The organism is Streptomyces sp. CB03238, from assembly GCF_002099185.1.
GTDB lineage: Bacteria > Actinomycetota > Actinomycetes > Streptomycetales > Streptomycetaceae > Streptomyces.
The window spans coordinates 307,706-330,214 of sequence record NZ_NBCN01000003.1 but is presented as its reverse complement, the minus strand read 5'-3'; the positions used below and the strand labels follow the sequence as shown (position 1 = coordinate 330,214).

Below are 22,509 nucleotides of genomic sequence, written 5' to 3'. Positions count from 1 at the left end.
GGCGATGCGGGCCATGCTGCGCTGGGCGCACGCCGACCTCCGCACCCACCGGGGCGAGGCGCTCTTCCTCGTCGCCGCCACCGCCGGGATCGTCGCCTCGCTGCTCCTCGCGACCGCGCTGTTCGGGTACGCCACCAACCCCTGGCAGCGGGCCTTCACCCAGTCCCGGGGCGCCCACGTCTGGCTCCACACCCAGTCCGCCGCCGACACCGGCCGGCTCGCCGCCATCAACGGCGTCGCCGCCGTCTCCGGCCCGTACCGCACCGCCACCACCACCGTCGCCTCGCGCGGCGCCCGCGCGGGCGTGGAGCTACGGGCCACCGGCGCCGGCCTGCCCGCCACGGGCCGCCCGCTGGTGACGTCCGGCCGCTGGCTCGACCCCGCCGCCCCCGACGGCGTCGTCCTCGAAGCGGGCCTCGCCCGCGCCCTGTGGGCCGAACCCGGAGACCGGCTCACTGTCGCGGGACGCACGCTGACCGTCCTCGGCGTCGCCGAGACCGCCGAGCGCCGCTACCGTCCCGGCGAACGGCCCGGGACCGTCTGGGCCCTGCCGCGCGCCGTGCCCGAGGACCGCACCGCCGGACAGGTCGTCGGCCTGCGGCTCGCCGACCCCGGCGACACCGACTACACGGTCCAGCGCGCCGTCACCACGCTGGGAGCCGGTGCCGTCACGGACGTGAGCACCTGGCAGCAGGCCCGCGCCGACGCACAGGGCGACACCCGGCTGCTCGGCCAGGTCCTCGGGCTCTTCGGCCTCGGCGCCCTCATCGCCGCCGCGCTCGCCGTGTTCGGCGCCATCAGTACGCGGGTGCGCGGCCACCTCCGGGACATCTCCGTCCTCAAGGCCGTCGGCTTCACCCCCGGCCAGGTCGTACGGATCTTCCTCGTCCAGCACCTCGCCTTCGCCGTGCTCGGGGCCGCCCTGGCCGTCCTGCTCGTCCGGACGCTGGGCGGCCGGCTGCCGGGCCGGCTCGGTGACGCGGTCCAGGTCTGGCAGGGCCTGCCGGGCCACCTCCCGGGCCTCCTCCTCGTCCCGGTCGCGGCCGTGCTGTTCATCGGGGCGGCCACGTGTCTGGCCGCCTGGCGGGCGGGCCGCGTACCGCCCGTACCGGTGCTGCCGCCGGCCGCCGCCCCGGGCGGCGGGCTGTCCGGCGCGGCCAGGAAGGCGCTCGGGCTGCGCGTCCCGCCCGCGCTGGTCCTCGGCTGGCACCGCGCCTTCGCGCGGGGGCGCCGCGCCCCGGCCACCATCGTGCGCCTCGCCCTGCCGCTGCTGCTGATCACCGTGGCGCTCGGCGCGTGGACCACCATCGAACGCTTCGACAGCCGCCCCGAGCAGGTCGGCCTCGCCGCCGCGCTCACCGCCCGCCCCGACGGCACGCTCACCGACCGCGACGCGACCGCGCTGCTCCGGGCCAACAAGAACGTCACCGCCGCCCACCCCGGCCTGGAGGTCGCCGCACTGGTCCCCGGCCAGACCGGCACCATCGCGCTGCGCGGCCTCGGCACCCGCGAGCGGCCCTACCCGTACTCCATCGCCGAAGGCCGCGCGGCCCACGGCCCCGACGAGGCCGTTGCCGGACAGGGCCTGCTCGACCTGCTCGGCGCCCGCGTCGGCGACTGGGTACGGCTGACCGTCGGCGGCCACCCGCAGGTGCTGCACATCGTCGGCCGCAGCATCGAACCCGAGAACGCCGGCCGGGTCGTCTCCACCTCGCTCGACACCCTCCGCGAGAACGACCCCGGCCTGCGCCCCAGCCTCTACCAGCTCCAACTGCGCCCCGGCGCCGACCCCCGCACGGTGAGCGCCGAGCTCGCCGACGCCTCCGCCGGTCGGCTCGACATCCACGAGGTCACCAGCCCCGCCGACCGCCTCTCCGCGCTCCGCGGCGTCGTCTTCGGCCTGATCGCCGTCCTCGCCCTCATCGGCCTCACCGAACTGTCCACCGCCATCGGCGGCACCGTCCGGGACGGCGAACGCGACCTGCTCGCGCTCAAGGCCATCGGCCTGTCCCCGCGCCAGATCACCACCGTCACGGTCACCGCGATCGGCTGCACCGCCCTGGCCGCCGCGCTCCTCGGCACCGCCCTCGGCGTCCCCTTCGCCCACTGGCTGATCGACCACGAGGCCCACGCCACCGGCATCGGCGCCGGCATCGCCCACGCCCCGCCGCTGCCCCACCTCCTGGCCCTCACGGCCGCCGCCGTCACCGGCGCGGTCGCACTCGCCACCCTCCCCGCCGCCCGCGCCACCCGCCACCGCCTCGCGGACACCCTGAGCGCGGTCGCGTGAACGGCACGCCGGTGCTGTACTGAGAAGGACGGAAACCCCTGATGAGAGGGGGCGTCATGCGCCCTTCCTCATGGACGCGCCGCAGCAGGAACGGCGCGGTCGCGGCCTTCCTCGCCACCGCCGTGGGCCTCGTAGGAGTGGCACCGGCCGGTGCGGACGAGCCACAGCCCGGAGGGCAGCGCGGACCGGTCGTGCTGCGCATCATCGACGGCGACACCATCGAGGTGCGGGGCGACGGCCGGGTCATCCCCGACGGGGCCGTCGCGCGCGTACGCCTGCTGGAGATCGACACCCCTGAGCGCGGTGACTGCTTCAGCCGCGAGGCCACCGCCCGCACCGCCGAACTACTGCCCATCGGCAGCAGGCTGCGCACGGAGCGCGATGTCGAGCTCAAGGACAGGTTCGACCGGTATCTGCTCTACGTGTGGAACGACAAGGACGTCTTCGTCAACGAGTCCCTCGTCCGCAGCGGCCACGCCACCAAGGTGCTGTTCGAGCCCAACGACAAGTACTGGCCCACGATGACCAGGGCCGAGGAAGCCGCCCGCCAGGCCGGCGCCGGACTGTGGTCGGCCTGCCCGGCCCGCTGACCGTCCTATCCGGACCGACGGGCCGCCCGGATCCTACCCGCGCAGGAAGTCGATCAGCAGATCGGTCACCGCGGAGGTCCGCTCCACGCTGGGCAGATGACCGGCCCACGGCAGCTCGACATGGCGGGCGTCCGTCAGCACATCGGGGAGCCCGGCGGCGATCTGCCGGAAGTCCGCCAGGTCGTGCGCGCCCGACAGGACGAGGCTGGGCGCCTTGATCGCCGACAGGTCGAAGTCGACCGTGATCCGCCCGAACTCCTCCGTGACGGCCAGCTGCACATCGAAGGCGTTCCGCTGCATCCCGCGCACCGCCTCCCGCGTGGCCTCGTCCGCCTCCGGGCCCAGGAAGGTGTCGACGTTGAGTTCCACCGCTCCCGCGATGTCGCCCGCCTCCAGCAGCGCGTCCTCCCGGGCGCCGAACGCGCGCAGTTCGGCGCTCGGTTCGTGGCCGGGAAGCGCCGGACACAGCAGTGCCATGGAGCTCACCCGGTCCGGCCGGCGCGCGGCGATCTCCAGGGCGACGCGACCGCCATAGGAGGAGGCGACCAGCGTGGCCCGCTCGATGCCGAGGGCGTCCAGGAGGTCCAGTACGTCCTCGGCATCGTTGTGCGGCCGGTCCGGCGCGGGGGTCCGGCCGAAACCGCGGAAGTCGCAGCGCACCACCCGGTGCCCGGCGGCGATCAGAGCCGGCCACTGCGGGTCCCACATCCGACGGTCGCACACGCCGGAATGCAGGAGCACCACTACTGGACCGTCTCCGGCCACGTCATGAGAGATCGTCATCCGGCGGACCCTACGCGACCAGCGCCCCGCGCGCCTCCGGATATCAGGCGGGCAGCCGCGCCTCGATCGCCGCGACCAGCTCGGCGGACTCCGGCTCCGTACGCGGGCGGAAGCGGGTGACCTCGCCCTCCGGGGAGATCAGGAACTTCTCGAAGTTCCACTGCACGTCCCCGGCCTCGCCCGCCGCGTCCGCGGTCTTCGTCAGCTCCCCGTACAGCGGGTGCCGGCTCGGGCCGTTGACGTCCGTCTTCTCCAGGAGCGGGAAGGTCACGCCGTACGTCGCCGAGCAGAACGTCCCGATCTCCTCCGCCGTACCCGGCTCCTGGCCGCCGAACTGGTTGCACGGCACGCCCAGCACCGTGAAGCCCCGGTCGCCGTACTGCTTCTGGAGCCGCTCCAGGCCCTCGTACTGCGGGGTCAGGCCGCACTTGGAGGCGACGTTGACGACCAGGACGACCTTGCCCTGGTACGCGGCCAGGGTCGTCGGGTCGCCGGACAGGGTGCGCAGCGGGATGTCGTACAGGGACATGCGGGACTCCTCCTCGAAGGGCACTACCAACAGGGTCGATGAAAACATGCCCGCCTGGTAGACAGGCGGGTGTGCACCAGGAACAGCCTCCGCTGGAGACAGAGCCCGTCGCGGCCGGCCCCCGGCCGGTGCGGTGCCGGCTGTGCGGGCGGCCGTTGACCGGTGCCGCCTCACGGCGCACGGGTCTCGGGCCGGCCTGTGACGCCAAGCTGCATCCGGCGGGCCCCGACATCAGGACGCGGCGCCACGAGGTCGAGCAGGACGCACTGCCAGGCCTGTAAGGCTCAGTGGCGGCGGAACAACCCCTCCTGCACCACCGACACCAGCAGCCGGCCCTCCCGGTCGTAGATCCGGCCGCGCGCCAGGCCCCGGCCGCCCGTCGCGATCGGGGACTCCTGGTCGTACAGGAACCACTCGTCCGTACGGAACGGGCGGTGGAACCACATCGCGTGGTCCAGCGACGCCATGTCGAACCCCCGCGGCCCCCACAGCGGTTCGACCGGGATGCGGACCGCGTCCAGCAGGGTCATGTCGGAGGCGTACGTCAGCGCGCACGTGTGGACCAGCGGGTCGTCGCCCAGCGGGCCCACCGCGCGCATCCACACCGCGCTGCGCGGGTCGGCCTCCTTGACCTCCTCCTGCGTCCAGCGCAGCCGGTCGACGTACCGGATGTCGAACGGCTGGCGCCTGGCCATCCGCTCCAGTGCCTCCGGCAGCGCGCCCAGGTGCTCGCGGATCTCGTCCGTGACGGAGGGCAGGTCCTCCGGCGGCGGGAACTCCAGGCGCGGCGGCAGCTGGTGCTCGAAGCCCGCCTCCTCCGGCTGGTGGAAGGAGGCCGTCAGGTTGAAGATCGTCTTGCCGCGCTGGATCGCGGTGACCCGGCGGGTGGTGAACGACCGGCCGTCCCGCACCCGTTCGACCTGGTACACGATCGGCACGCCGGGGATGCCGGGCCGCAGGAAGTACGCGTGCAGCGAGTGCACCGGCCGGTCGCCCTCGGTGGTGCGGCCGGCCGCGACCAGGGCCTGGCCGGCGACCTGCCCGCCGAAGACCCGTTGCAGGGACTCCTGCGGGCTGGCGCCACGGAAGATGTTGACCTCGATCTGCTCCAGGTCGAGCAGGTCGACGAGTCTCTCGGCGGGGTTCGTCATACGAGTCCTCCTACAGCTGGCCGACGTCGGTGACGCGGACGACCGCGCGGCCCTCCTCGTCCGAGGCCGCCAGGTCCACCTCCGCGCTGATGCCCCAGTCATGGTCGCCGTTCGGGTCGGCGAAGGTCTGCCGGACGCGCCACAGGCCGTGCTCCGGCTCCTCCTCGATGGCGAGCAGCTTCGGACCGCGTGCGTCCGGGCCGGTGCCGAGGTCGTCGTACTCGTCCCAGTACGCGTCCATCGCCTCCGCCCACCGCTCCTCGTCCCAGCCGGACTCCGCGTCCATCTCGCCCAGTTCCTGGAGCTGGTCCAGCGCGGCCAGCTCCACGCGGCGGAACAGCGCGTTGCGCACCAGCACCCGGAAGGCGCGGGCGTTGGCCGTGACCGGCTTGACCTGGTCGGCCTTCTCCTGGGCCTCCTCGGCGGTCTCGACCTCCGGGTTGGCCAGCTGCTCCCACTCGTCCAGCAGCGAGGAGTCGACCTGCCGCACCATCTCGCCCAGCCAGGCGATCAGGTCCTGAAGGTCCTCGGTCTTGAGGTCGTCCGGGATGGTGTGGTCCAGCGTCTTGTACGCGGACGCCAGGTACCGCAGCACGATGCCCTCGGTGCGCGCCAGCTCGTAGAACGACGTGAACTCCGTGAAGGACAGCGCCCGCTCGTACATGTCACGGATGACGGACTTCGGCGAGACGGGGTGGTCGCCGACCCACGGGTGCGACTTCTTGTACGTGTTGTACGCGTGCCACAGCAGCTCTTCGAGCGGCTTCGGGTACGAGATGTCCTGGAGCCGCTCCATCCGCTCCTCGTACTCGACGCCGTCCGCCTTCATCGCGCCGACCGCCTCGCCGCGCGCCTTGTTCTGCTGGGCGGCGAGGATCTGGCGCGGGTCGTCCAGCGTCGACTCGACGACCGACACCATGTCCAGGGCGTACGAGGGGGACTCGGGGTCCAGCAGGTCGAACGCCGCGAGCGCGAACGTCGACAGCGGCTGGTTCAGCGCGAAGTCCTGCTGGAGGTCGACGGTGAGCCGGATCGTGCGGCCCTCGGCGTCGGGCGTGTCGAGCTGCTCGACGACCCCGCCGTCCAGCAGCGAGCGGTAGATCGCGATGGCGCGCCGGATGTGCCGCAGCTGGTTCTTGCGCGGCTCGTGGTTGTCCTCCAGGAGTCGGCGCATCGCCCGGAAGGCGTCGCCGGGCCGGGCGATCACCGACAGCAGCATGGTGTGGGTGACACGGAAGCGGGAGGTGAGCGGCTCCGGCTCGGAGGCGATCAGCTTCTCGAAGGTGTTCTCGGTCCAGCCGACGAATCCCTCGGGGGCCTTCTTCCGCACCACCTTGCGGCGCTTCTTCGGGTCGTCGCCCGCCTTGGCGAGGGCCTTCTCGTTCTCGATGACGTGCTCGGGCGCCTGCGCCACCACGAACCCGGCCGTGTCGAAGCCCGCGCGCCCCGCGCGGCCCGCGATCTGGTGGAACTCGCGGGCACGCAGCGTACGCACCCGGTTGCCGTCGTACTTGGTGAGCGCCGTGAACAATACCGTACGAATCGGGACATTGACCCCGACTCCCAGGGTGTCCGTCCCGCAGATCACCTTCAGCAGCCCGGCCTGCGCCAGCTTCTCGACCAGCCGCCGGTACTTGGGCAGCATGCCGGCGTGGTGCACGCCGATGCCGTGCCGCACGTACCGCGAGAGGTTCTTGCCGAACTTGGTGGTGAAGCGGAAGTTGCCGATCAGCTCGGCGATCTTGTCCTTCTCCTCGCGTGAGCACATGTTGATGCTCATCAGCGACTGCGCCCGCTCCACGGCCTGCGCCTGGGTGAAGTGGACGATGTAGACCGGCGCCTGCTTGGTCTCCAGCAGCTCGGTCAGCGTCTCGGTGATGGGCGTGAGCTTGTACTCGTACGAGAGCGGGACCGGCCGGGTTGCCGAGCGGACCACCGAGGTGGGGCGGCCGGTGCGGCGCGTGAGGTCCTTCTCGAACATCGCCACGTCGCCGAGCGTCGCCGACATCAGGACGAACTGCGCCTGCGGCAGTTCCAGCAGCGGGATCTGCCAGGCCCAGCCGCGGTCCGGCTCGGCGTAGAAGTGGAACTCGTCCATCACGACCTGGCCGATGTCCGCGTCCTTGCCGTCACGCAGCGCGATCGACGCCAGCACCTCCGCCGTGCAGCAGATCACGGGCGCGTCGGCGTTCACGGACGCGTCGCCGGTCAGCATGCCCACGTTCTCGGTGCCGAAGAGCTTGCACAGGTCGAAGAACTTCTCCGACACCAGCGCCTTGATCGGCGCGGTGTAGAAGGTCACCTGGTCATGGGCGAGCGCCGTGAAGTGCGCACCTGCCGCGACCAGCGACTTTCCCGATCCGGTCGGTGTGGAGAGGATCACGTTCGCCCCGGATACCACCTCGATCAGCGCCTCCTCCTGGGCGGGGTAGAGGCTGATGCCCTGGGTCTCCGCCCATGACGAGAAGGCCTCGAAGAGGGCATCGGGGTCGGCGTCGGGCGGCAGCTGATCGATAAGGGTCACGCCCCCATCTTGCCTGGCTCACGCCCGGAAGCGGGAACCGGCCGTTCGTGTGAAGATCACGAACGGTACGCTGTCCCGTCAACCGGGGTGCAGGACAAGAACAAACGGGGCGGGGAACGCACATGATGGGACCGGCGCACTCACTATCCGGCGCGGCCGCGTGGCTGGGGGTGGGAGCCGCGACCGCCGCCGCGGGCCACCCGATGCCGTGGCCGGTGCTCGTCGTCGGCGCCCTGATCTGCGCAGGCGCGGCCCTCGCGCCCGACCTCGACCACAAGTCGGCGACCATCTCGCGGGCCTTCGGTCCCGTCTCGCGCGGGGTGTGCGAGATCGTCGACAAGCTGTCGTACGCCGTCTACAAGGCCACCAAGACGCGGGCCGACGCCCGCCGGAGCGGCGGCCACCGCACGCTCACGCACACCTGGGTGTGGGCCGTGCTCTGTGGCGCGGGCGCTTCCGTGCTGGCCGTCACGGGCGGCCGGTGGGCGGTCCTGGCGATCCTCTTCATCCACCTGGTGCTGGCGGTGGAGGGCCTGCTGTGGCGGGCGGCCCGGATGTCCAGCGACGTCCTGGTGTGGCTGCTGGGCGCCACCAGCGCGTGGATCCTGGCGGGCGTCCTGGACAAGCCGGGCAACGGCTCGGACTGGCTGTTCACCGCGCCCGGCCAGGAGTACCTGTGGCTGGGCCTGCCGATCGTGCTGGGCGCCCTCGTCCATGACATCGGCGACGCCCTGACCGTCTCGGGCTGCCCGATCCTGTGGCCGATCCCGGTCGGGGGCAAGCGCTGGTACCCGGTGGGGCCGCCGAAGGGGATGCGGTTCCGGGCGGGCAGCTGGGTGGAGCTGAAGGTGCTGATGCCGGCGTTCATGCTGCTGGGCGGGGTGGGCGGGGCGGCGGCGCTCAATTTCATCTGACCCTCGTCGTCCGGTCTTCCCGTTCGGGTGAACGGAGCGCGAAGCGGTTCCGCGGAACGTGAAGATCCGCTTTCTTCTGATCATGAATTCCCTGCATCTGACACGTCGTCAGTTCTCTGTGGGCGCAGGCTCGGTGGCGGCCGTGGCCGCCCTCCCCGCAAACCCTGCCGCAGCGGCACCGGAGGCGCCGGCGGCCGCACCCCGCTCCACCGCCGACTGGCAGACCTGCCTCGCCGTCGCCCGCGCCCTACTCGTCCTCGACCAGGACAACCGGCCCCTGGTCCCGCGCTACGAGCAGATCCTGCTCGGCGGCGGGCTGCCCAGGGCGGCCGCCGGGCCCAAGAAGATCCTCGTCCTCGGTGCCGGACCGGCCGGCATGGTCGCCGCGGCTCTCCTCAAGCGGGCCGGCCACCACGTCACCGTCGTCGAGGCCAACGGAAACCGCGCCGGCGGCCGCATCAAGACCTTCCGCACCGGCGGCCACGAGCACGCCGCCCAGCCGTTCGCCGATCCCCAGCAGTACGCCGAGGCCGGCGCCATGCGCATCCCCGGCAGCCACCCGCTCGTCATCGGCCTGATCGACAAGCTCGGCATCGAGCGCCGCCCCTTCTACTACGTCGACACCGACCCGGCAGGAAAGCCCCAGTACCGGACCTGGATCCGCGTCAACGGCATCCGGGCCCGCCGCGCCGACTACGCCAAGAACCCGCAGGCGATCAACCGCTCCTTCGGTGTGCCGCAGAAGTACGAGAACGTCCCGGCGGCGGACATCGTGCGCCAGGCCCTCGACCCCGTACGCGACGAGTACAGCACCCGCCGCCCCGACGGCACCCGGGCCGACAAGCAGATGCCCGAACTGCTCGAAGGCTGGGCCCGTGTGATCCAGCGGTTCGGCGACTGGTCCATGTACCGCTTCCTCACCGAGTACGCGGGGCTCGACGAGCGCACGATCGACCTGATCGGAACCCTGGAGAACATGACCTCCAGGCTGCCGCTCTCCTTCCTGCACAGCTTCATCAGCGCGTCCCTGATCAGCCCCGGCACCGCCTTCTACGAGCTGAACGGCGGCACCGCCGTCCTCGCCGATGCGCTCCTGGACCAGGTGCGCGACGACGTCCGCTTCGACCGGCGCGTCACCCGCATCGAGACTCGCGAGGCGGGTGAACGGGTCATCGTCGACACGGTCTCCGAGGGCCGGGGCGGCAAGGTGGTCCGCGAGCGGTTCACGGGTGACGCGGCGATCGTGACCATCCCCTTCTCCGGGCTCCGGCACGTCCAGGTCTCCCCCCAGCTGTCGTACGAGAAGCGCCGCGCCGTATGCGAGGTGCACTACGACAGCGCCACCAAGGTGCTCCTCGAATTCAGCCGCCGCTGGTGGGAGTTCGGCGAGGACGACTGGCGGCGCGAACTGGACGCCATGGAACCCGGGCTGTACGACACGTACCGCAAGGGCCAGGTGCCGCTGGACGGCCGGCGGCTCGGCGAGCACCCCTCCGTACTCCGAGGGAACCTCTCCGAGAACCAGCGCACGCACTACGCGGCCAACGCCTGGGTCTCCCGCGACCAGCCCGAGGCCGCCGAGGTCATCGGCGGCGGCTCGGTCACCGACAACGCCAACCGCTTCATGTTCAACCCGTCCCACCCCGTCCCCGGCAGCGACGGCGGCGTCGTCCTCGCCTCCTACAGCTGGGCGGACGACGCCAGGCGCTGGGACTCCTACGACGACGAGGCCCGGTACGCGCTGGCCCTGCGCGGCATGCAGGAGGTGTACGGGCAGCGGCTGGAGGTCTTCTTCACCGGCGTCGGCCGCACCCAGAGCTGGCACCGCGACCCGTACGCGTACGGTGAGGCGTCCGTCCTGCTGCCCGGCCAGCACACCGAGATTTTCCTGGACATGCGCACCCAGGAAGGCCCGCTCCACTTCGCCGGCTGCCACACCTCGGTCAAACCCGCCTGGATCGAAGGCGCCCTTGAGTCAGCGGTCCGCGCGGCCCTGGAGGTCCACGGCGCCGGCTGACGGGGCACACCGGGCGGCCCGGCGGGGGACCGCTCGCCGGGTCGTCCGGGTGCTTATAGGACACGGCCCGTCCTATAAGGGTCCTAGGGTGAAAAACATGCCTAAGGGGCAAACAGTGACAAATATCCCTACTGTTCGCTCTTCACCCTCACACCGTCCTGGAGGACCTGAGCCATGAAGATCGCCATTCTCGGTACCGGTGCCGGCGCCCGCTGCCACGCCGCGAAGCTCATCGACCTCGGCCACGACGTCACCGTCGGCACCCGCAGTCCGGAGGCGACCCTGGCCCGTAGCGAGCCCGACATGATGGGCACCCCTCCCTTCTCCGCCTTCCTCGCCGAACACCCCGAGCTCACCCTGGCCACGTTCGCCGACGCGGCGGCCGCCGGTGAGCTGGTCATCAACGGCATCGACGGTGCCCACGCGGTCACGGCCCTGACCGCCGGCCCCGCCCCCGCGCTGGCCGGGAAGGTCCTGATCGACTACGCCGTGCCCTACGTCTACCAGCAGGAAGGCGACACCGAGCACCCGTGGCCCACCGCCTGGGGGGTCATGCCGCGCCTGGACCCGGTCGACACCGACAGCCTCGCCGAACGGATCCAGCGCGCCCTGCCCGACACCAAGGTCGTCAAGACGTTCGTCACCCAGGAACAGGCGACCGTCGTGAACCCCGCCGGCATCGCCGGTGGCGACCACACCATGTTCCTCGCCGGCAACGACCCCGACGCGAAGGACGCCGCCCCCTTGACTGCTGCGCGCCTACGGCTGGAAGGACGTGCTCGACCTCGGAGACCTGCACGCCGCGCGCGGTATGGAGATGTACGCCCACCTCCACATGGCCATCGGCCTCGCCCTCGGCGGCGTCGGCAGCCACTTCGGTGTCAAGATCGTCCGCTGAACCGTCCGCCGGCCCCCAGGTGGCGGCGGTAGGCGGCACGGGGGCGCCCCGTTCCTACCCGTGCCAGGACCGCCACAGCGCCGCGTACGCGCCGCCCGCCGCCACCAGGTCGTCATGGCTGCCCAGCTCGCTGATCCGGCCGCCCTCGACGACCGCGATCACGTCCGCGTCGTGGGCCGTGTGGAGCCGGTGCGCGATCGCCACCACCGTACGGCCGTCCAGGACCCGCGCCAGGGACCGCTCCAGGTGGCGGGCGGCGCGCGGGTCCAGGAGGGACGTCGCCTCGTCCAGCACCAGGGTGTGCGGGTCGGCCAGCACCAGGCGGGCCAGTGCGATCTGCTGGGCCTGCGCCGGGGTCAGCGTCAGGCCGCCCGAGCCGACCTCGGTGTCGAGGCCGTCGTCCAGCGCCCGCGCCCACCCGTCCGCGTCGACCGCCCCGAGGGCCGCCCACAGCTCCGCGTCCTCGGCGCCGGTCCGCGCGAGCAGCAGGTTGTCGCGGAGCGTACCGACGAAGACGTGGTGCTCCTGGTTGACCAGCGCCACATGCTCCCGGACGCGCTCGGCGGGCATCCGCGACAGTTCGGCCGCGCCGAGGGTGACCCGCCCGGCGCGCGGTGCGTAGATCCCGGCCAGCAGCCGGCCCAGCGTCGACTTGCCCGCGCCCGACGGGCCCACCAGCGCCACCCGGGTGCCCGGCGGGACGTCCATCGACACCCGGTGCAGTACGTCGACGCCCTCGCGGTAGCCGAAGCGCACCTCCTCCGCCCGCACCTCGCGCCCGTCCGGCCGTACCGCCTCGTCGCCGCTCTCCGGCTCGATGTCCCGGACGCCGACGAGCCGGGCCAGCGACACCTGGGCCACCTGGAGCTCGTCGTACCAGCGCAGGATGATCCCGACGGGGTCGACCAGCATCTGCGCGAGCAGCGCGCCCGTGGTCAGCTGCCCCACGTCCATCCAGTCGTTCAGGACGAACACACCGCCGATCATCAGGACGGCGGCCAGGACCGTGGTGTGCGTGAGGTTGACGACCGGGAAGAGGACCGAGCGCAGGAAGAGCGTGTACCGCTCCCACGCCGTCCACTCCTTGATCCGCCGGTCGGACAGCGCGATCCGCCGCGCGCCCAGCCGGTGCGCCTCGACCGTCCGGCCCGCGTCGACCGTCTCGGCGAGGACGGCGGCGACCGCCGCGTACCCGGCGGCCTCCGAACGGTACGCGGACGGCGCGCGCCGGAAGTACCAGCGGCAGCCCGCGATCAGCAGCGGCGCGGCCACCAGCACGGCGAGGGCCAGCGGTGGCGCCGTCACCGCCAGCCCGCCCATCAGCAGGCTCGCCCACACCACGCCGACGGCGAGCTGCGGCACCGCCTCGCGCATGGCGTTGGCCAGCCGGTCGATGTCCGTGGTGATCCGCGACAGCAGGTCGCCGGTGCCGGCCCGCTCCAGCACGCCCGGCGGCAGCCCCACCGACCGTACGAGGAAGTCCTCGCGCAGGTCGGCCAGCATCTCCTCGCCGAGCATCGCGCCACGCAGCCGCACCAGCCGGACGAACACCGTCTGCACGGCCAGCGCCACCACGAACGCCCCGACGGTCACCGGAAGATGGAGCTCACGCGCGCCCGCCGCGAGCCGGTCGACCAGCGAGCCGAGCAGGTACGGGCCCACCATCGAGGCGACGACCGCGACCGCGTTGACCGCCACGAGCGCGGCGAACGCCGTGCGGTGGCGGCGCAACAGCTCCGTCACGTACGCCCGGACGGTCGCGGCGGTGCCCACCGGCAGCGTGGTCGCGGACTCCGGGGCCGCCGGGTCGTACTCCGGCGGCACCATGCCGATCACGGCGGTCATGCCGACTCCTCGATGTCCACAAGGGCTTCCTCTTCGGTCTCCCGCGTGACCACCGCGCGGTAGCGCTCCTCGGTGGCCAGCAGTTCGCGGTGCGTGCCCACCGCCACCGCCTCGCCCTCATGGACCAGGACCACCCGGTCCGCGAGGTCGAGCAGCAGCGGCGACGAGGCCAGCACCACGGTGGTACGGCCGGTGCGCAGCCGCTGGACGCCCGTCGCGATCCGCGCCTCGGTGTGCGAGTCCACCGCCGACGTCGGCTCGTCCAGCACCAGCACCCCGGGGTCGGTGACCAACGACCGGGCCAGCGCCAGGCGTTGCCGCTGCCCGCCGGACAGCGACCGGCCGCGCTCGGTGATCCGCGTGCGCATCGGGTCGCCGCCGGTGTCCACCGACGCCTGGGCGAGCGCGTCCAGCACGTCACCGCACTGGGCCGCCGCCAGGGCGTCCCCGGCGCTCACCTTCCCCGACGACGGCACGTCCAGCAGCTCGTGCAGGGTGCCGGACAGCAACACCGGGTCCTTGTCCTGTACGAGGACGGCGGAGCGCGCCGCGTCGAGCGGCAGTTCGTCCAGGGGCACCCCGCCGAGCAGGACGGAGACGTGCCCCGCCGGGTCCTCGGACGGGTGGCCGCCGAGCCGGTCGGCGAGCGTCCCGGCGGCGTCCGGGTCGCCGCACACGACGGCGGTGAACAGACCGGCCGGGGCGACCAGCCCGGTCACCGGGTCGTACAGGTCCCCGCCCTGCCGCTCCCGCGCCGCGCCGGTCACCGTGGTCGACGTACGCGTCAGGGACAGCACCCGGGCGGCGCGTTTCGCGGAGGGGCGCGAGAAGGAGTACGCCATGGCGATCTCCTCGAAGTTGCGCAAGGGATGATGCGTGAGCGTGACCGCGCCGTACACGGTGACCAGTTCGCCGACCGACACGCGGCCCTCCAGGGCGAGCTTCGCCCCGTACAGCACCACCACGACCAGCAGCAGTCCCGGCAGCAGCACCTGGATCGCCGCGATCAGGGCCCACATGCGGGCGCTGCGCACGGCGGCGCGGCGCACCTCCTGGGAGGCCTCGCGGTAGCGGCGGAGGAACAGTTCCTCGCCGCCGATGCCGCGCAGGACGCGCAGGCCGGCGACGGTGTCCGAGGCCAGCTCGGTGGCGCGGCCGGCCTTCTCCCGCTGGATGTCCGCGCGCCGGGTGGCGCGGGGGAGCAGCGGCAGGGCGGCGAGCGCCAGGACGGGCACGCCGACGGCGACGACGACGCCGAGGGCGGGCTGGTAGACCACTAGGCCGACGCAGACCAGGACGAGCGTGGTGGCCGCCGCGGCGAACCGCGACAGCGTCTCCACGAACCAGCCGATCTTCTCGACGTCCCCGGTGGAGACGGCGACGACCTCGCCCGCGGCGACCCGCCGGGTCAGCAGCGAGCCCAGCTCGGCCGTCTTGCGTGCCAGCAGCTGCTGGACGCGGGCGGCGGCGGTGATCCAGTTGGTGACGGCGGTGCGGTGCTGCATCGTGTCGCCCACCGCGATGGCCGCGCCGAGCAGGGCGATCAGGGCACCGGCCCACGCCAGGCCACTGCCCGAGCGGTCGATGACGGCCTGCACCGCGAGGCCCACGCCGAGGGGGAGCCCGGCGATGCCGAGGTGCAGCAGCAGGCCCCACAGCAGGGACCTGATCTGACCGCCCAGCTGGTTGCGCCCCAGCCACAGCAGGAAGCGCGCGCCCGACCTGACGTCGGGGTCACCTGGATCGGCGTACGGAAGGTGCTGAATCTTCATGCGGTCCCAGGGATTTCATCGACGGAGGGCGGGGGAAACCGTGCAAGGTTGGCCTTCCGGGCCCGCCGTCGGCAATCGATTTTCCGGTAGGACGGCACAGAACGCGCCAAGGTTCAACAGCGGCCTCTGGCGTCGGAAGGCCGTCCCGCGCTTCACTCCCGACCCATGACACAACGAAAAGTCATGAGCATGCTCATGGGTGGACTGCTGGCGGTCACCGCGCTGTTCACGTCGGCCCCGCCCTCCTCCGCCGCCCCACCCCAGCCCCCGGCCGAGTTCGGCACCGACTGGCACGATCCGGTCACCGCGGCTCCGCCCGTGCCCCGGCCGTCCGGCGCCCCCTCGTGCCGGATGACCCTCGCCGAGGCGCAGTTCCGCGACTTCACGCCCTACAAGGGGACGTACACGCCCCCGGAGGGCTGCGGCGACCGGTGGAGCACGGTGGTGCTGCGGCTCGACGGCAAGGTGAAGGGGCGGCAGTACGACCGGCTGGGCCACCTCGCCATCGGCGGCGTCGAGGTCTTCCGTACGTCCACCCCGCAGCCGTCCCCCGACGGCATCACCTGGTCGGTGGAGACCGACATCACCCGTTACAGCGACACCCTGCGCCGCCCGCAACCGGTGGAGATGCTCATCGGCAACGTCGTCAACGACACGTACACCGGCGTCATCGACGTCACGGTGACGCTGACGTTCTACGCGGGGAACCACGATCCCGCAGACGTGCCCGACCGGGTGATCCCGCTCGGCACCCCGTCCCTGACGACCCCGCGCAACTCCGAACGGATCCTCGCCGAGGTGTACGCCACCGGCTCCGGCGGCGGCTGCGAGGAATACTGGTACATGACCGTCCCGGACGCCGCGCCCTACTCGTGCAAGGCGCCGGGCGGACCGCACCGGGAGGTGCGGATCTCCGTCGACGGTCGGCTCGCCGGGATAGCCGCCCCCTTCCCGACGGTGTGGACCGGTGGCTGGTCCAACCCCTTCCTCTGGTACGTGATCCCCGGCCCCCGCGCCTTCGACGTCAGGCCGGTCCGCTACGACCTCACGCCGTTCGCCGCACTGCTCAACGACGGTCGCCCGCACCGCGTCGAGGTCTCCGTCGCCGGCGTACCGGCCGGGCGGACCGGCTGGTCGACTCCGGCGAACGTGCTCGTCTGGCAGGACGAGGGCCGCGAGGTCGTCACCGGCGCGCTGACCCGCCACGAGGAGAGCGCGCCCGCCAACTCGTCGGTGTACACGCCCGGTCCTGAGCACCGCCTCGACACCGAGGCCGCCCACCGGCTCACCGTCGCCGGTCACCTGAACACCTCGCACGGCCGCGTCACGACGACCGTGACCCGTGCCGTGGCCCACACCTCCGTACACCGCTGGACCGACGGCGAGAGCCGGGACGCGCTGACGGCGACGTGGCGGGACGACGAGACCGTCAGCCGGGGCGGGACCAGCACCCGCACCCACCGCACGTACACCATGGACGGCGAGACGACTCTCGGCGCCGGCGACCGGCTGCGCACCGTGCTGACGCTCGCCGACCGCGCCGGCACCCTGGTCCTCCGGAACGGGAAGCGGACGCGATGGTCACGGCTGGACGACACGTACGCGGGCGACGCGACGTACACCACCGGCGTCCCGCGCGACCAGCGGCACGCCGTCGGCACCAGCGCGGAGCGCTACCGGCTGTACGGCCCCGGCGGCTGCTACGACCGGAGTCTTAAGACGGCGCAGGGGACGGCGACGGAGGACCGCCGCCGCTGCTGACCGCGAGGAGCGGGCCCGGGACCGGGCCCGCTCCCTTCGCTTCTCACGCCGGCTTGACCGAGTCCACTCCCGACCGGGCCTTCGTCCACTCGCCGCGGGTGAAGTCCGGTATCCGCTGCGGCGCGCCCTTCGCCTTGATCGAGGCGTGGCTGAGCGGCACCGGGGCCGTCCAGGTCGCCCCGTCGTACACGTCGAAGTCGGGGACGAGGCCGAGCTGCATGCACTGCATCAGCCGGTACACCATGATGTAGTCCATCCCGCCGTGGCCGCCGGGCGGGTTGGCGTGCTCCTTCCACAGCCAGTGGTCGAACTCCGCCGCGTACGCCGAGAAGTCGGCCCACTGGTCGTCGTCGTGGTCCGGCTCGATGTATATGCGGGCCGGGTAGTCCTCGAAGACGCCCTTCGTGCCGCCCAGGCTGTTGATCCTGCTGTACGGGTGCGGGGTCGACACATCGTGCTCCAGCCGGATCACCCGGCCCTTCGCGGTCTGCACCATGCTGATGGTGCGGTCGCTCTCGATGTACGTCTCCTTCCAGCTCGGGTCGCTCGGCTCCACGTTGGCCTCGCGGTACTCGGCCAGGCCCAGCGCCGGCGTACCGAAGCTGCTGATGCTGACCGCGCGGTCGCCCCGGTTGATGTCCATGTAGTTGGCGACCGGCCCGAAGCCGTGGTTGGGGTAGAGGTCGCCCCGCAGCCGGGTGTGCCACAAGCGGCGCCAGGGGCCTTCGTAGTACGTGGGGGAGAACATCAGGCCCCGCAGGTCGTGGTTGTACGCCCCGGCCCCGTGCAGCAGCTCGCCGAACTTGCCGGCGTGCGCCATGCGCAGCACCCGCATCTCGTTCTTGCCGTAACAGCAGTTCTCCAGCTGCATGCAGTGGCGGCGGGTGCGCTCGGAGAGGTCGACGAGCTCCCACAGCTCGTCCAGGCGCATCGCGAGGGGGCACTCGACGCCGACGTGCTTGCCGTTCAGCATCGCCGTCTTCGCCATGGCGAAGTGGACGTCCCAGGGGGTCGCCACATAGACGAGGTCGACGTCGCCGCGCTCGCAGAGGTTCTCGTAGTCGTTCTCCCCGTTGGCGTAGACGGCGGGCGACGGCTGCCCGGCCCTCACGACCTTGGCCGCGGCCTGCTCGGTCTTGGCCTTCACGGGATCGCAGACGGCGACCACGCGTACGCCGGGGACGGCGAGGAACAGGTCGATCATGCTGCCGCCGCGGTTGCCGAGCCCGACGATCGCGACGCGGACGGTGGAGCGCCGTTCGAAGGGCACGCCGGCCATGGTGTGGCCCTGGCGCGGGGGAGTGGCGGTGGTCTCCGGTGCTTCGTTCTCGGCGGCGGCAGCGGTACCGCCCAGCGCGCCGAGCCCCAGTCCGGCTCCCGCCACCCCGGCGGTGGTCCGCAGTACGGACCGACGGCTGGGCGAGTCCTGGGACCGGTCCTGGTTCCCGGGGGCTGTGTCGTTCATCGAACCTCCAGTGCGTTGTGTGCGCGGCTGGTTCATGAATCCCGGGAAGGACCCTGGCTGTTGGGGTTGGTGATACGCAAGAGGGCAGATTGGACTCTCGTTTCGAGCACATGGACTCTTGGAAGGGGAATGACCGCAGTGGGGCTCACCATTGAGCTTCGCCGTGGGGCGTCGAAGCTCCGGACGGGCCGAACACCCGGGCCGCGTCCGGAGATGGGCGTGCTGGAGTCGTACGTCGTCGACGACGGCGCCGACGAGTTCTGGAGCGCGGTCTCGCGGCTCGGCCGGCACCGTCTGCCGACCCTGGCCGGCCTGGACCCGTACGCGGACACCGCACTGCGCGGTGAGGCAGTGGAGCGGTTGGTGCGGGAGCTGAAGGGCTCCGACCTCGCTCGGCTGTGCGGTGCCGAACGCGAGGTGACGCAACGGCTCGTGGCCTGGGGCGTGCGGTGCCGCGAGGACCGGAACCTGTACCTCGCATTCTCGGGCGACTAGGGCTGACGCCCAGGACGCGGGCCCCCGCGGGGGCTCAGGGGCGGGTCGCCAGGTCCAGTTGGAGGAGCGCGGAGTGGTAGGGGCGGCCCGTGGCGTGCTGCATGCCGAGCTCGCACATGCGGTTCGCGGAGAGGTACGCGTCGAACGTCCGCGCCGTCACCTCGGCCGCCTCCCGGGCCGTCGCCGATTCCGTCAGTTCCGGGTGCAGCATCCCCCGGTCGCCCGCGAAGGCACAGCAGCCGGCGTCGTCCGGGACGACGACCTCATCGGCGCACGCCGCGGCGAGCGCGGGCAGCCGGTCCTCGTCGCCGAGGTGCCGCATCGCGCAGGTGGGGTGGACGACCGCCGAGGCGGCCTTCCGCCGTACCGTCAGGTGCGGCAGCAGGTCGTCGGCGGCCCACACCACCGAGTCGATCACCGTCAGCTCGGCGTGCAGCTCGCGGTGGTGCGCGCTCAGGTACGGCACCACCTCGCGCGCCAGGCCCAGCGCGCAGGAGGAGGCGTCCACGACGAGCGGCAGCCGCCCGCCCGCCGTCCAGCCCCACGCGGCCTCGACGACCCGGTCGGCCATCACGCGCGCGCCCTCCTCGTACCCCTTGGAGTGCCAGATCGTGGCGCAGCACGTGCCCGTCACGTCGTCCGGGATCCACACGGGTTTTCCGGCCCGCGCCGACAGCGCGACCACCGCCTGGGGCAGGGACGGGCCGTCGAACCCGGCCGGCTCGCCGAAGATCCGGTTCACACAGGCCGGGTAGTACACGGCGACAGCGCCCGTCCGCTCCGTGGCGGGCAGGTCGCCGGCGGCCGCGCCGGGGATCTCCGGCAGCCACTCGGGCACCAGGTCGGGCCGTACCGCCTTGCGGAGCAGTCCCGTGACGGACGCCGGCAGCCGGTCGCCGAGCCGCCGCCCGGTGGCGACCGCGAGCCGCGCCGAGGCCTCCACGGCCGCGAAGCGCCGCGCGGCCAGCGCCGCCATCCGCTCCTCGCGCGCCGAGTGCCGGGCGTGCCTCAGCCGCTTCATCAGCGCACCCGTGTCGATGCCCACCGGGCAGGCGAGCGCGCACGTCGAGTCGCCCGCGCAGGTGTCCACGGCCGTATAGCCGTACGCCGTGAGAAGGCTGTCCTCGACGGGCGAACCGGGGCTCTGCCGCATCATTTCGCGGCGCAGCACGATCCGCTGACGGGGCGTCGTCGTCAGGTCCTGGCTCGGGCAGGTCGGCTCGCAGAAACCGCACTCGATGCACGCGTCGGCGACCGCCTCCACCTTGGGCACCGTCTTCAGGCCGCGCAGATGGGCCCGCGGGTCCCGGTCGAGGACGACCCGCGGCGCCAGCACCCCCTCCGGGTCGAAGGCCCGCTTCGTACGCCACATCAGTTCCGTGGCCTTGGGCCCCCACTCCAGCTCCAGGAACGGCGCGATGTTCCGGCCGGTGGCGTGCTCGGCCTTGAGGGAGCCGTCGAACCGCTCGACCGTCAGCTTGCAGAAGGCGTCCATGAAGGCGGCGTAGCGGTCGACGTCGTCGGGGTCGGCCGGGTCGAAGGCCAGCAGGAAGTGCAGGTTGCCATGGGCCGCGTGCCCGGCGACGGCCGCGTCGAAGCCGTGCTCCGCCTGGAGCGCCAGCAGCGCCTCGCACGCCTCGGCCAGCCGCGACGGCGGCACCGCGAAGTCCTCGGTGATCAGCGTCGTACCGGACGGGCGGCTGCCGCCCGCCGCGGCGACGAACGCCTTGCGCGCCTTCCAGTAGCCGCCGATCGTGCGGGCGTCCCGGGTGAACGCGTTGGTCACCGACGCCACGGGCGCCACCAGTTCGACGTCCCCGAGGACGCCTGCCGCCGCCCGTTCGTACGCCTCCAGGGCCGCCGTGTCGGGCGCCCGGAACTCCACCAGCAGAGCTGTGGTCGGCCCGGGCAGCCGCGCCCAGTCGGCGGGCACCCCGTCCACCCGTACCGAGGCCCGCAGGGTGTTGCCGTCCATCAGCTCCACGGCGACCGCCCCGGCCTCGGTGAAGCGCGGCACGGCGGCCGCGGCGGCCGGCAGCGACGGGAAGAACAGCAGCGCCGCCGCGACCTCGCGGTCCAGCGGCAGGGTGTCGAACACGACCTCGGAGAGGAACCCGAACGTGCCCTGCGAGCCGACCATCAGCCCGCGCAGGATCTCGACGGGCGTGGAGCCGTCCAGGTAGGCGTCGAGGCGGTAGCCGTTGGTGTTCTTCAGCTCGTACTTGGCGCGGATACGGGCCGTCAGCTCCGGGTCGGCCTCGATCTCCGCCTTGACGGCGAGCAGCTCCGCGCACAGCTCGGGCTCGGCGCGTGCCAGTTCGTCGTCGGCGGCCGGGCCGGCCGTGTCGACGACCGTGCCGGACGGCAGCACGACGGTGAGGGACGCGACCGTACGGTACGAATTGCGGGCCGTGCCGGCCGTCATCCCGGACGCGTTGTTGGCGACGACTCCGCCGATCGTGCAGGCCACGGCGCTCGCCGGGTCGGGGCCCAGTACCCGGCCGTACCGGGCGAGGCCGGCGTTGGCGCGGGCGACGGTGGTGCCGGGCCGGACCCGGGCACGGGCGCCGCCGTCCAGCACCTCGATCCCCGCCCAGTGCCGGCGCACGTCCACCAGGATGTCCTCGCCCTGCGCCTGACCGTTCAGGCTCGTCCCGGCGGCCCGGAACACCACCTCGCGGCCCTTGTCGTGCGCGTACGACAGGATCGCCGAGATGTCGTCGACGTCCTCGGCGACCACGACGACCTGCGGGACGAAGCGGTAGGGGCTGGCGTCCGACGCGTACCGGACCAGGTCGGAGACCTGCCACAGCACCTTGTCGGGGCCGAAGAGGGCGAGCAGTTCGTCCCGCAGCCGTCCGGGTGAGCCGTGCGCCACCAGGTCCGGTACGCGGTCGGGGGACGGGCCGCGGTGCGTGCCGGGGCGGAGGTCGTCGGGGTTCGGCTCCAGCAGCGGCATGTCATCGGTCCCCTCGACGTCGGGCCTCGCCTCAGCAGCGCCGCTCCGGCACTCCGTCGACCAGAGCGGACAGCAGGCCGCCGAGCACCTCGCGCTGTTCGGCGGTCAATGGAGCCAGGATGTCCTCTGCGGCGGCCCGGCGCGCGCTGCGCAGCTGCCGCAGCGTGTCCCGCCCGGCGTCGGTGAGCTCGATCCGCACCACCCGGCGGTTGGCCGGATCGGGGGCGCGGCGGACCCGGCCGCTCGCCTCCAGACCGTCCACGAGGCTGGTCACCGCGCGGGGCACCACCTCCAGCCGGGCGGCGAGATCCGCCATGCGGGGCGGGTGGTCGTAGTGCGCGACCGTGCGCAGCAGCCGGGACTGGGCGGGCGTGATCGCTATGTCGGCCGACTCCAGCTGCCGCTTCTGGCTGCGGTGGAGGCGCCGGGTCAGCCGGAGCAACTGCTCGGCCAGCAGGCCGTCGGCGTCGGGGGAGTTCATGACAGGAGGATAACAGGACCTTGTTCATTGTGAGG

17 protein-coding genes are annotated in these 22,509 nt (G+C 72.5%); 8 read left to right on the top strand and 9 right to left on the bottom strand.

Annotated features, from left to right (window positions below):
* Nucleotides 1–4 precede the first annotated feature (4 nt).
* The gene (locus BKD26_RS06460; RefSeq protein WP_084896706.1) at nt 5–2,290 is read left to right on the top strand and encodes an FtsX-like permease family protein; all 2,286 of its coding nucleotides are present in this window, start codon (nt 5–7) and stop codon (nt 2,288–2,290) included.
* Between the two features lie 56 nt (nt 2,291–2,346).
* Entirely contained in the window at nt 2,347–2,880 is a 534-nt protein-coding gene (locus tag BKD26_RS06455; protein WP_084896703.1) for a thermonuclease family protein, read from the top strand.
* Nucleotides 2,881–2,913: 33 nt separating this feature from the next.
* Here BKD26_RS06455 and BKD26_RS06450 read toward each other — a convergent pair whose 3' ends face one another.
* On the bottom strand, nt 2,914–3,663 hold the full coding sequence (locus BKD26_RS06450; RefSeq protein ID WP_084896701.1) for an alpha/beta hydrolase: 750 nt from the start codon (nt 3,661–3,663) through the stop codon (nt 2,914–2,916).
* 43 nt (nt 3,664–3,706) lie between these two features.
* On the bottom strand, nt 3,707–4,192 hold the full coding sequence (locus BKD26_RS06445) for a glutathione peroxidase (protein ID WP_084896699.1): 486 nt from the start codon (nt 4,190–4,192) through the stop codon (nt 3,707–3,709).
* Between the two features lie 71 nt (nt 4,193–4,263).
* On the opposite strand from BKD26_RS06445, the gene BKD26_RS41190 reads away from it, so the two are divergent.
* Nucleotides 4,264–4,473, top strand: coding sequence for a DUF6011 domain-containing protein (locus tag BKD26_RS41190; RefSeq protein WP_084896696.1), 210 nt, complete (start codon nt 4,264–4,266; stop codon nt 4,471–4,473).
* A 3-nt stretch (nt 4,474–4,476) separates the two neighbouring features.
* Here BKD26_RS41190 and BKD26_RS06435 read toward each other — a convergent pair whose 3' ends face one another.
* Together BKD26_RS06435 and BKD26_RS06430 are read right to left on the bottom strand one after the other, a co-directional pair.
* On the bottom strand, nt 4,477–5,343 hold the full coding sequence (locus BKD26_RS06435; protein ID WP_084896693.1) for an acyl-CoA thioesterase II: 867 nt from the start codon (nt 5,341–5,343) through the stop codon (nt 4,477–4,479).
* Between the two features lie 10 nt (nt 5,344–5,353).
* Entirely contained in the window at nt 5,354–7,867 is a 2,514-nt protein-coding gene (locus tag BKD26_RS06430) for a DEAD/DEAH box helicase (RefSeq protein ID WP_084896691.1), read from the bottom strand.
* Nucleotides 7,868–7,989: 122 nt separating this feature from the next.
* On the opposite strand from BKD26_RS06430, the gene BKD26_RS06425 reads away from it, so the two are divergent.
* From BKD26_RS06425 to BKD26_RS06415, 3 genes are all read left to right on the top strand, one after another.
* Complete coding sequence (locus BKD26_RS06425) at nt 7,990–8,781, top strand: metal-dependent hydrolase (RefSeq protein WP_084896688.1); 792 nt, start codon at nt 7,990–7,992, stop codon at nt 8,779–8,781.
* 82 nt (nt 8,782–8,863) lie between these two features.
* Nucleotides 8,864–10,798, top strand: coding sequence for an NAD(P)/FAD-dependent oxidoreductase (locus BKD26_RS06420; protein ID WP_084896996.1), 1,935 nt, complete (start codon nt 8,864–8,866; stop codon nt 10,796–10,798).
* A gap of 174 nt (nt 10,799–10,972) precedes the next feature.
* A complete protein-coding gene (locus BKD26_RS06415; protein WP_347104337.1) occupies nt 10,973–11,728 on the top strand; it encodes an NAD(P)-binding domain-containing protein in 756 nt (251 codons plus the stop codon).
* A gap of 22 nt (nt 11,729–11,750) precedes the next feature.
* Here BKD26_RS06415 and BKD26_RS06410 read toward each other — a convergent pair whose 3' ends face one another.
* Together BKD26_RS06410 and BKD26_RS06405 are read right to left on the bottom strand one after the other, a co-directional pair.
* Nucleotides 11,751–13,532, bottom strand: coding sequence for an ABC transporter ATP-binding protein (locus BKD26_RS06410; RefSeq protein WP_084896995.1), 1,782 nt, complete (start codon nt 13,530–13,532; stop codon nt 11,751–11,753).
* 5 nt (nt 13,533–13,537) lie between these two features.
* Nucleotides 13,538–15,313, bottom strand: coding sequence for an ABC transporter ATP-binding protein (locus BKD26_RS06405; RefSeq protein WP_084896686.1), 1,776 nt, complete (start codon nt 15,311–15,313; stop codon nt 13,538–13,540).
* 165 nt (nt 15,314–15,478) lie between these two features.
* Between BKD26_RS06405 and BKD26_RS06400 the strand changes: the two genes are divergently transcribed.
* Nucleotides 15,479–17,074, top strand: a complete 1,596-nt coding sequence (locus BKD26_RS06400) for a peptide-N4-asparagine amidase (RefSeq protein ID WP_179166439.1) — start codon at nt 15,479–15,481, stop codon at nt 17,072–17,074.
* A gap of 43 nt (nt 17,075–17,117) precedes the next feature.
* Here the strand turns inward: BKD26_RS06400 and BKD26_RS06395 are convergent, their stop codons facing one another.
* Nucleotides 17,118–18,539: a Gfo/Idh/MocA family oxidoreductase gene (locus BKD26_RS06395; RefSeq protein ID WP_084896681.1), complete on the bottom strand. Its 1,422-nt coding sequence runs from the start codon at nt 18,537–18,539 to the stop codon at nt 17,118–17,120.
* Between the two features lie 219 nt (nt 18,540–18,758).
* Between BKD26_RS06395 and BKD26_RS06390 the strand changes: the two genes are divergently transcribed.
* Nucleotides 18,759–19,034 carry a hypothetical protein gene (locus tag BKD26_RS06390; RefSeq protein WP_143662618.1) on the top strand — a complete coding sequence of 92 codons (276 nt, stop codon included), beginning with the start codon at nt 18,759–18,761 and terminating at the stop codon, nt 19,032–19,034.
* A gap of 34 nt (nt 19,035–19,068) precedes the next feature.
* On the opposite strand, the gene BKD26_RS06385 is transcribed toward BKD26_RS06390, so the two are convergent.
* Nucleotides 19,069–21,993, bottom strand: a complete 2,925-nt coding sequence (locus tag BKD26_RS06385) for an FAD-binding and (Fe-S)-binding domain-containing protein (RefSeq protein ID WP_084896676.1) — start codon at nt 21,991–21,993, stop codon at nt 19,069–19,071.
* 31 nt (nt 21,994–22,024) lie between these two features.
* Nucleotides 22,025–22,474, bottom strand: coding sequence for a MarR family transcriptional regulator (locus BKD26_RS06380; protein WP_084896673.1), 450 nt, complete (start codon nt 22,472–22,474; stop codon nt 22,025–22,027).
* Nucleotides 22,475–22,509: the final 35 nt, after the last annotated feature.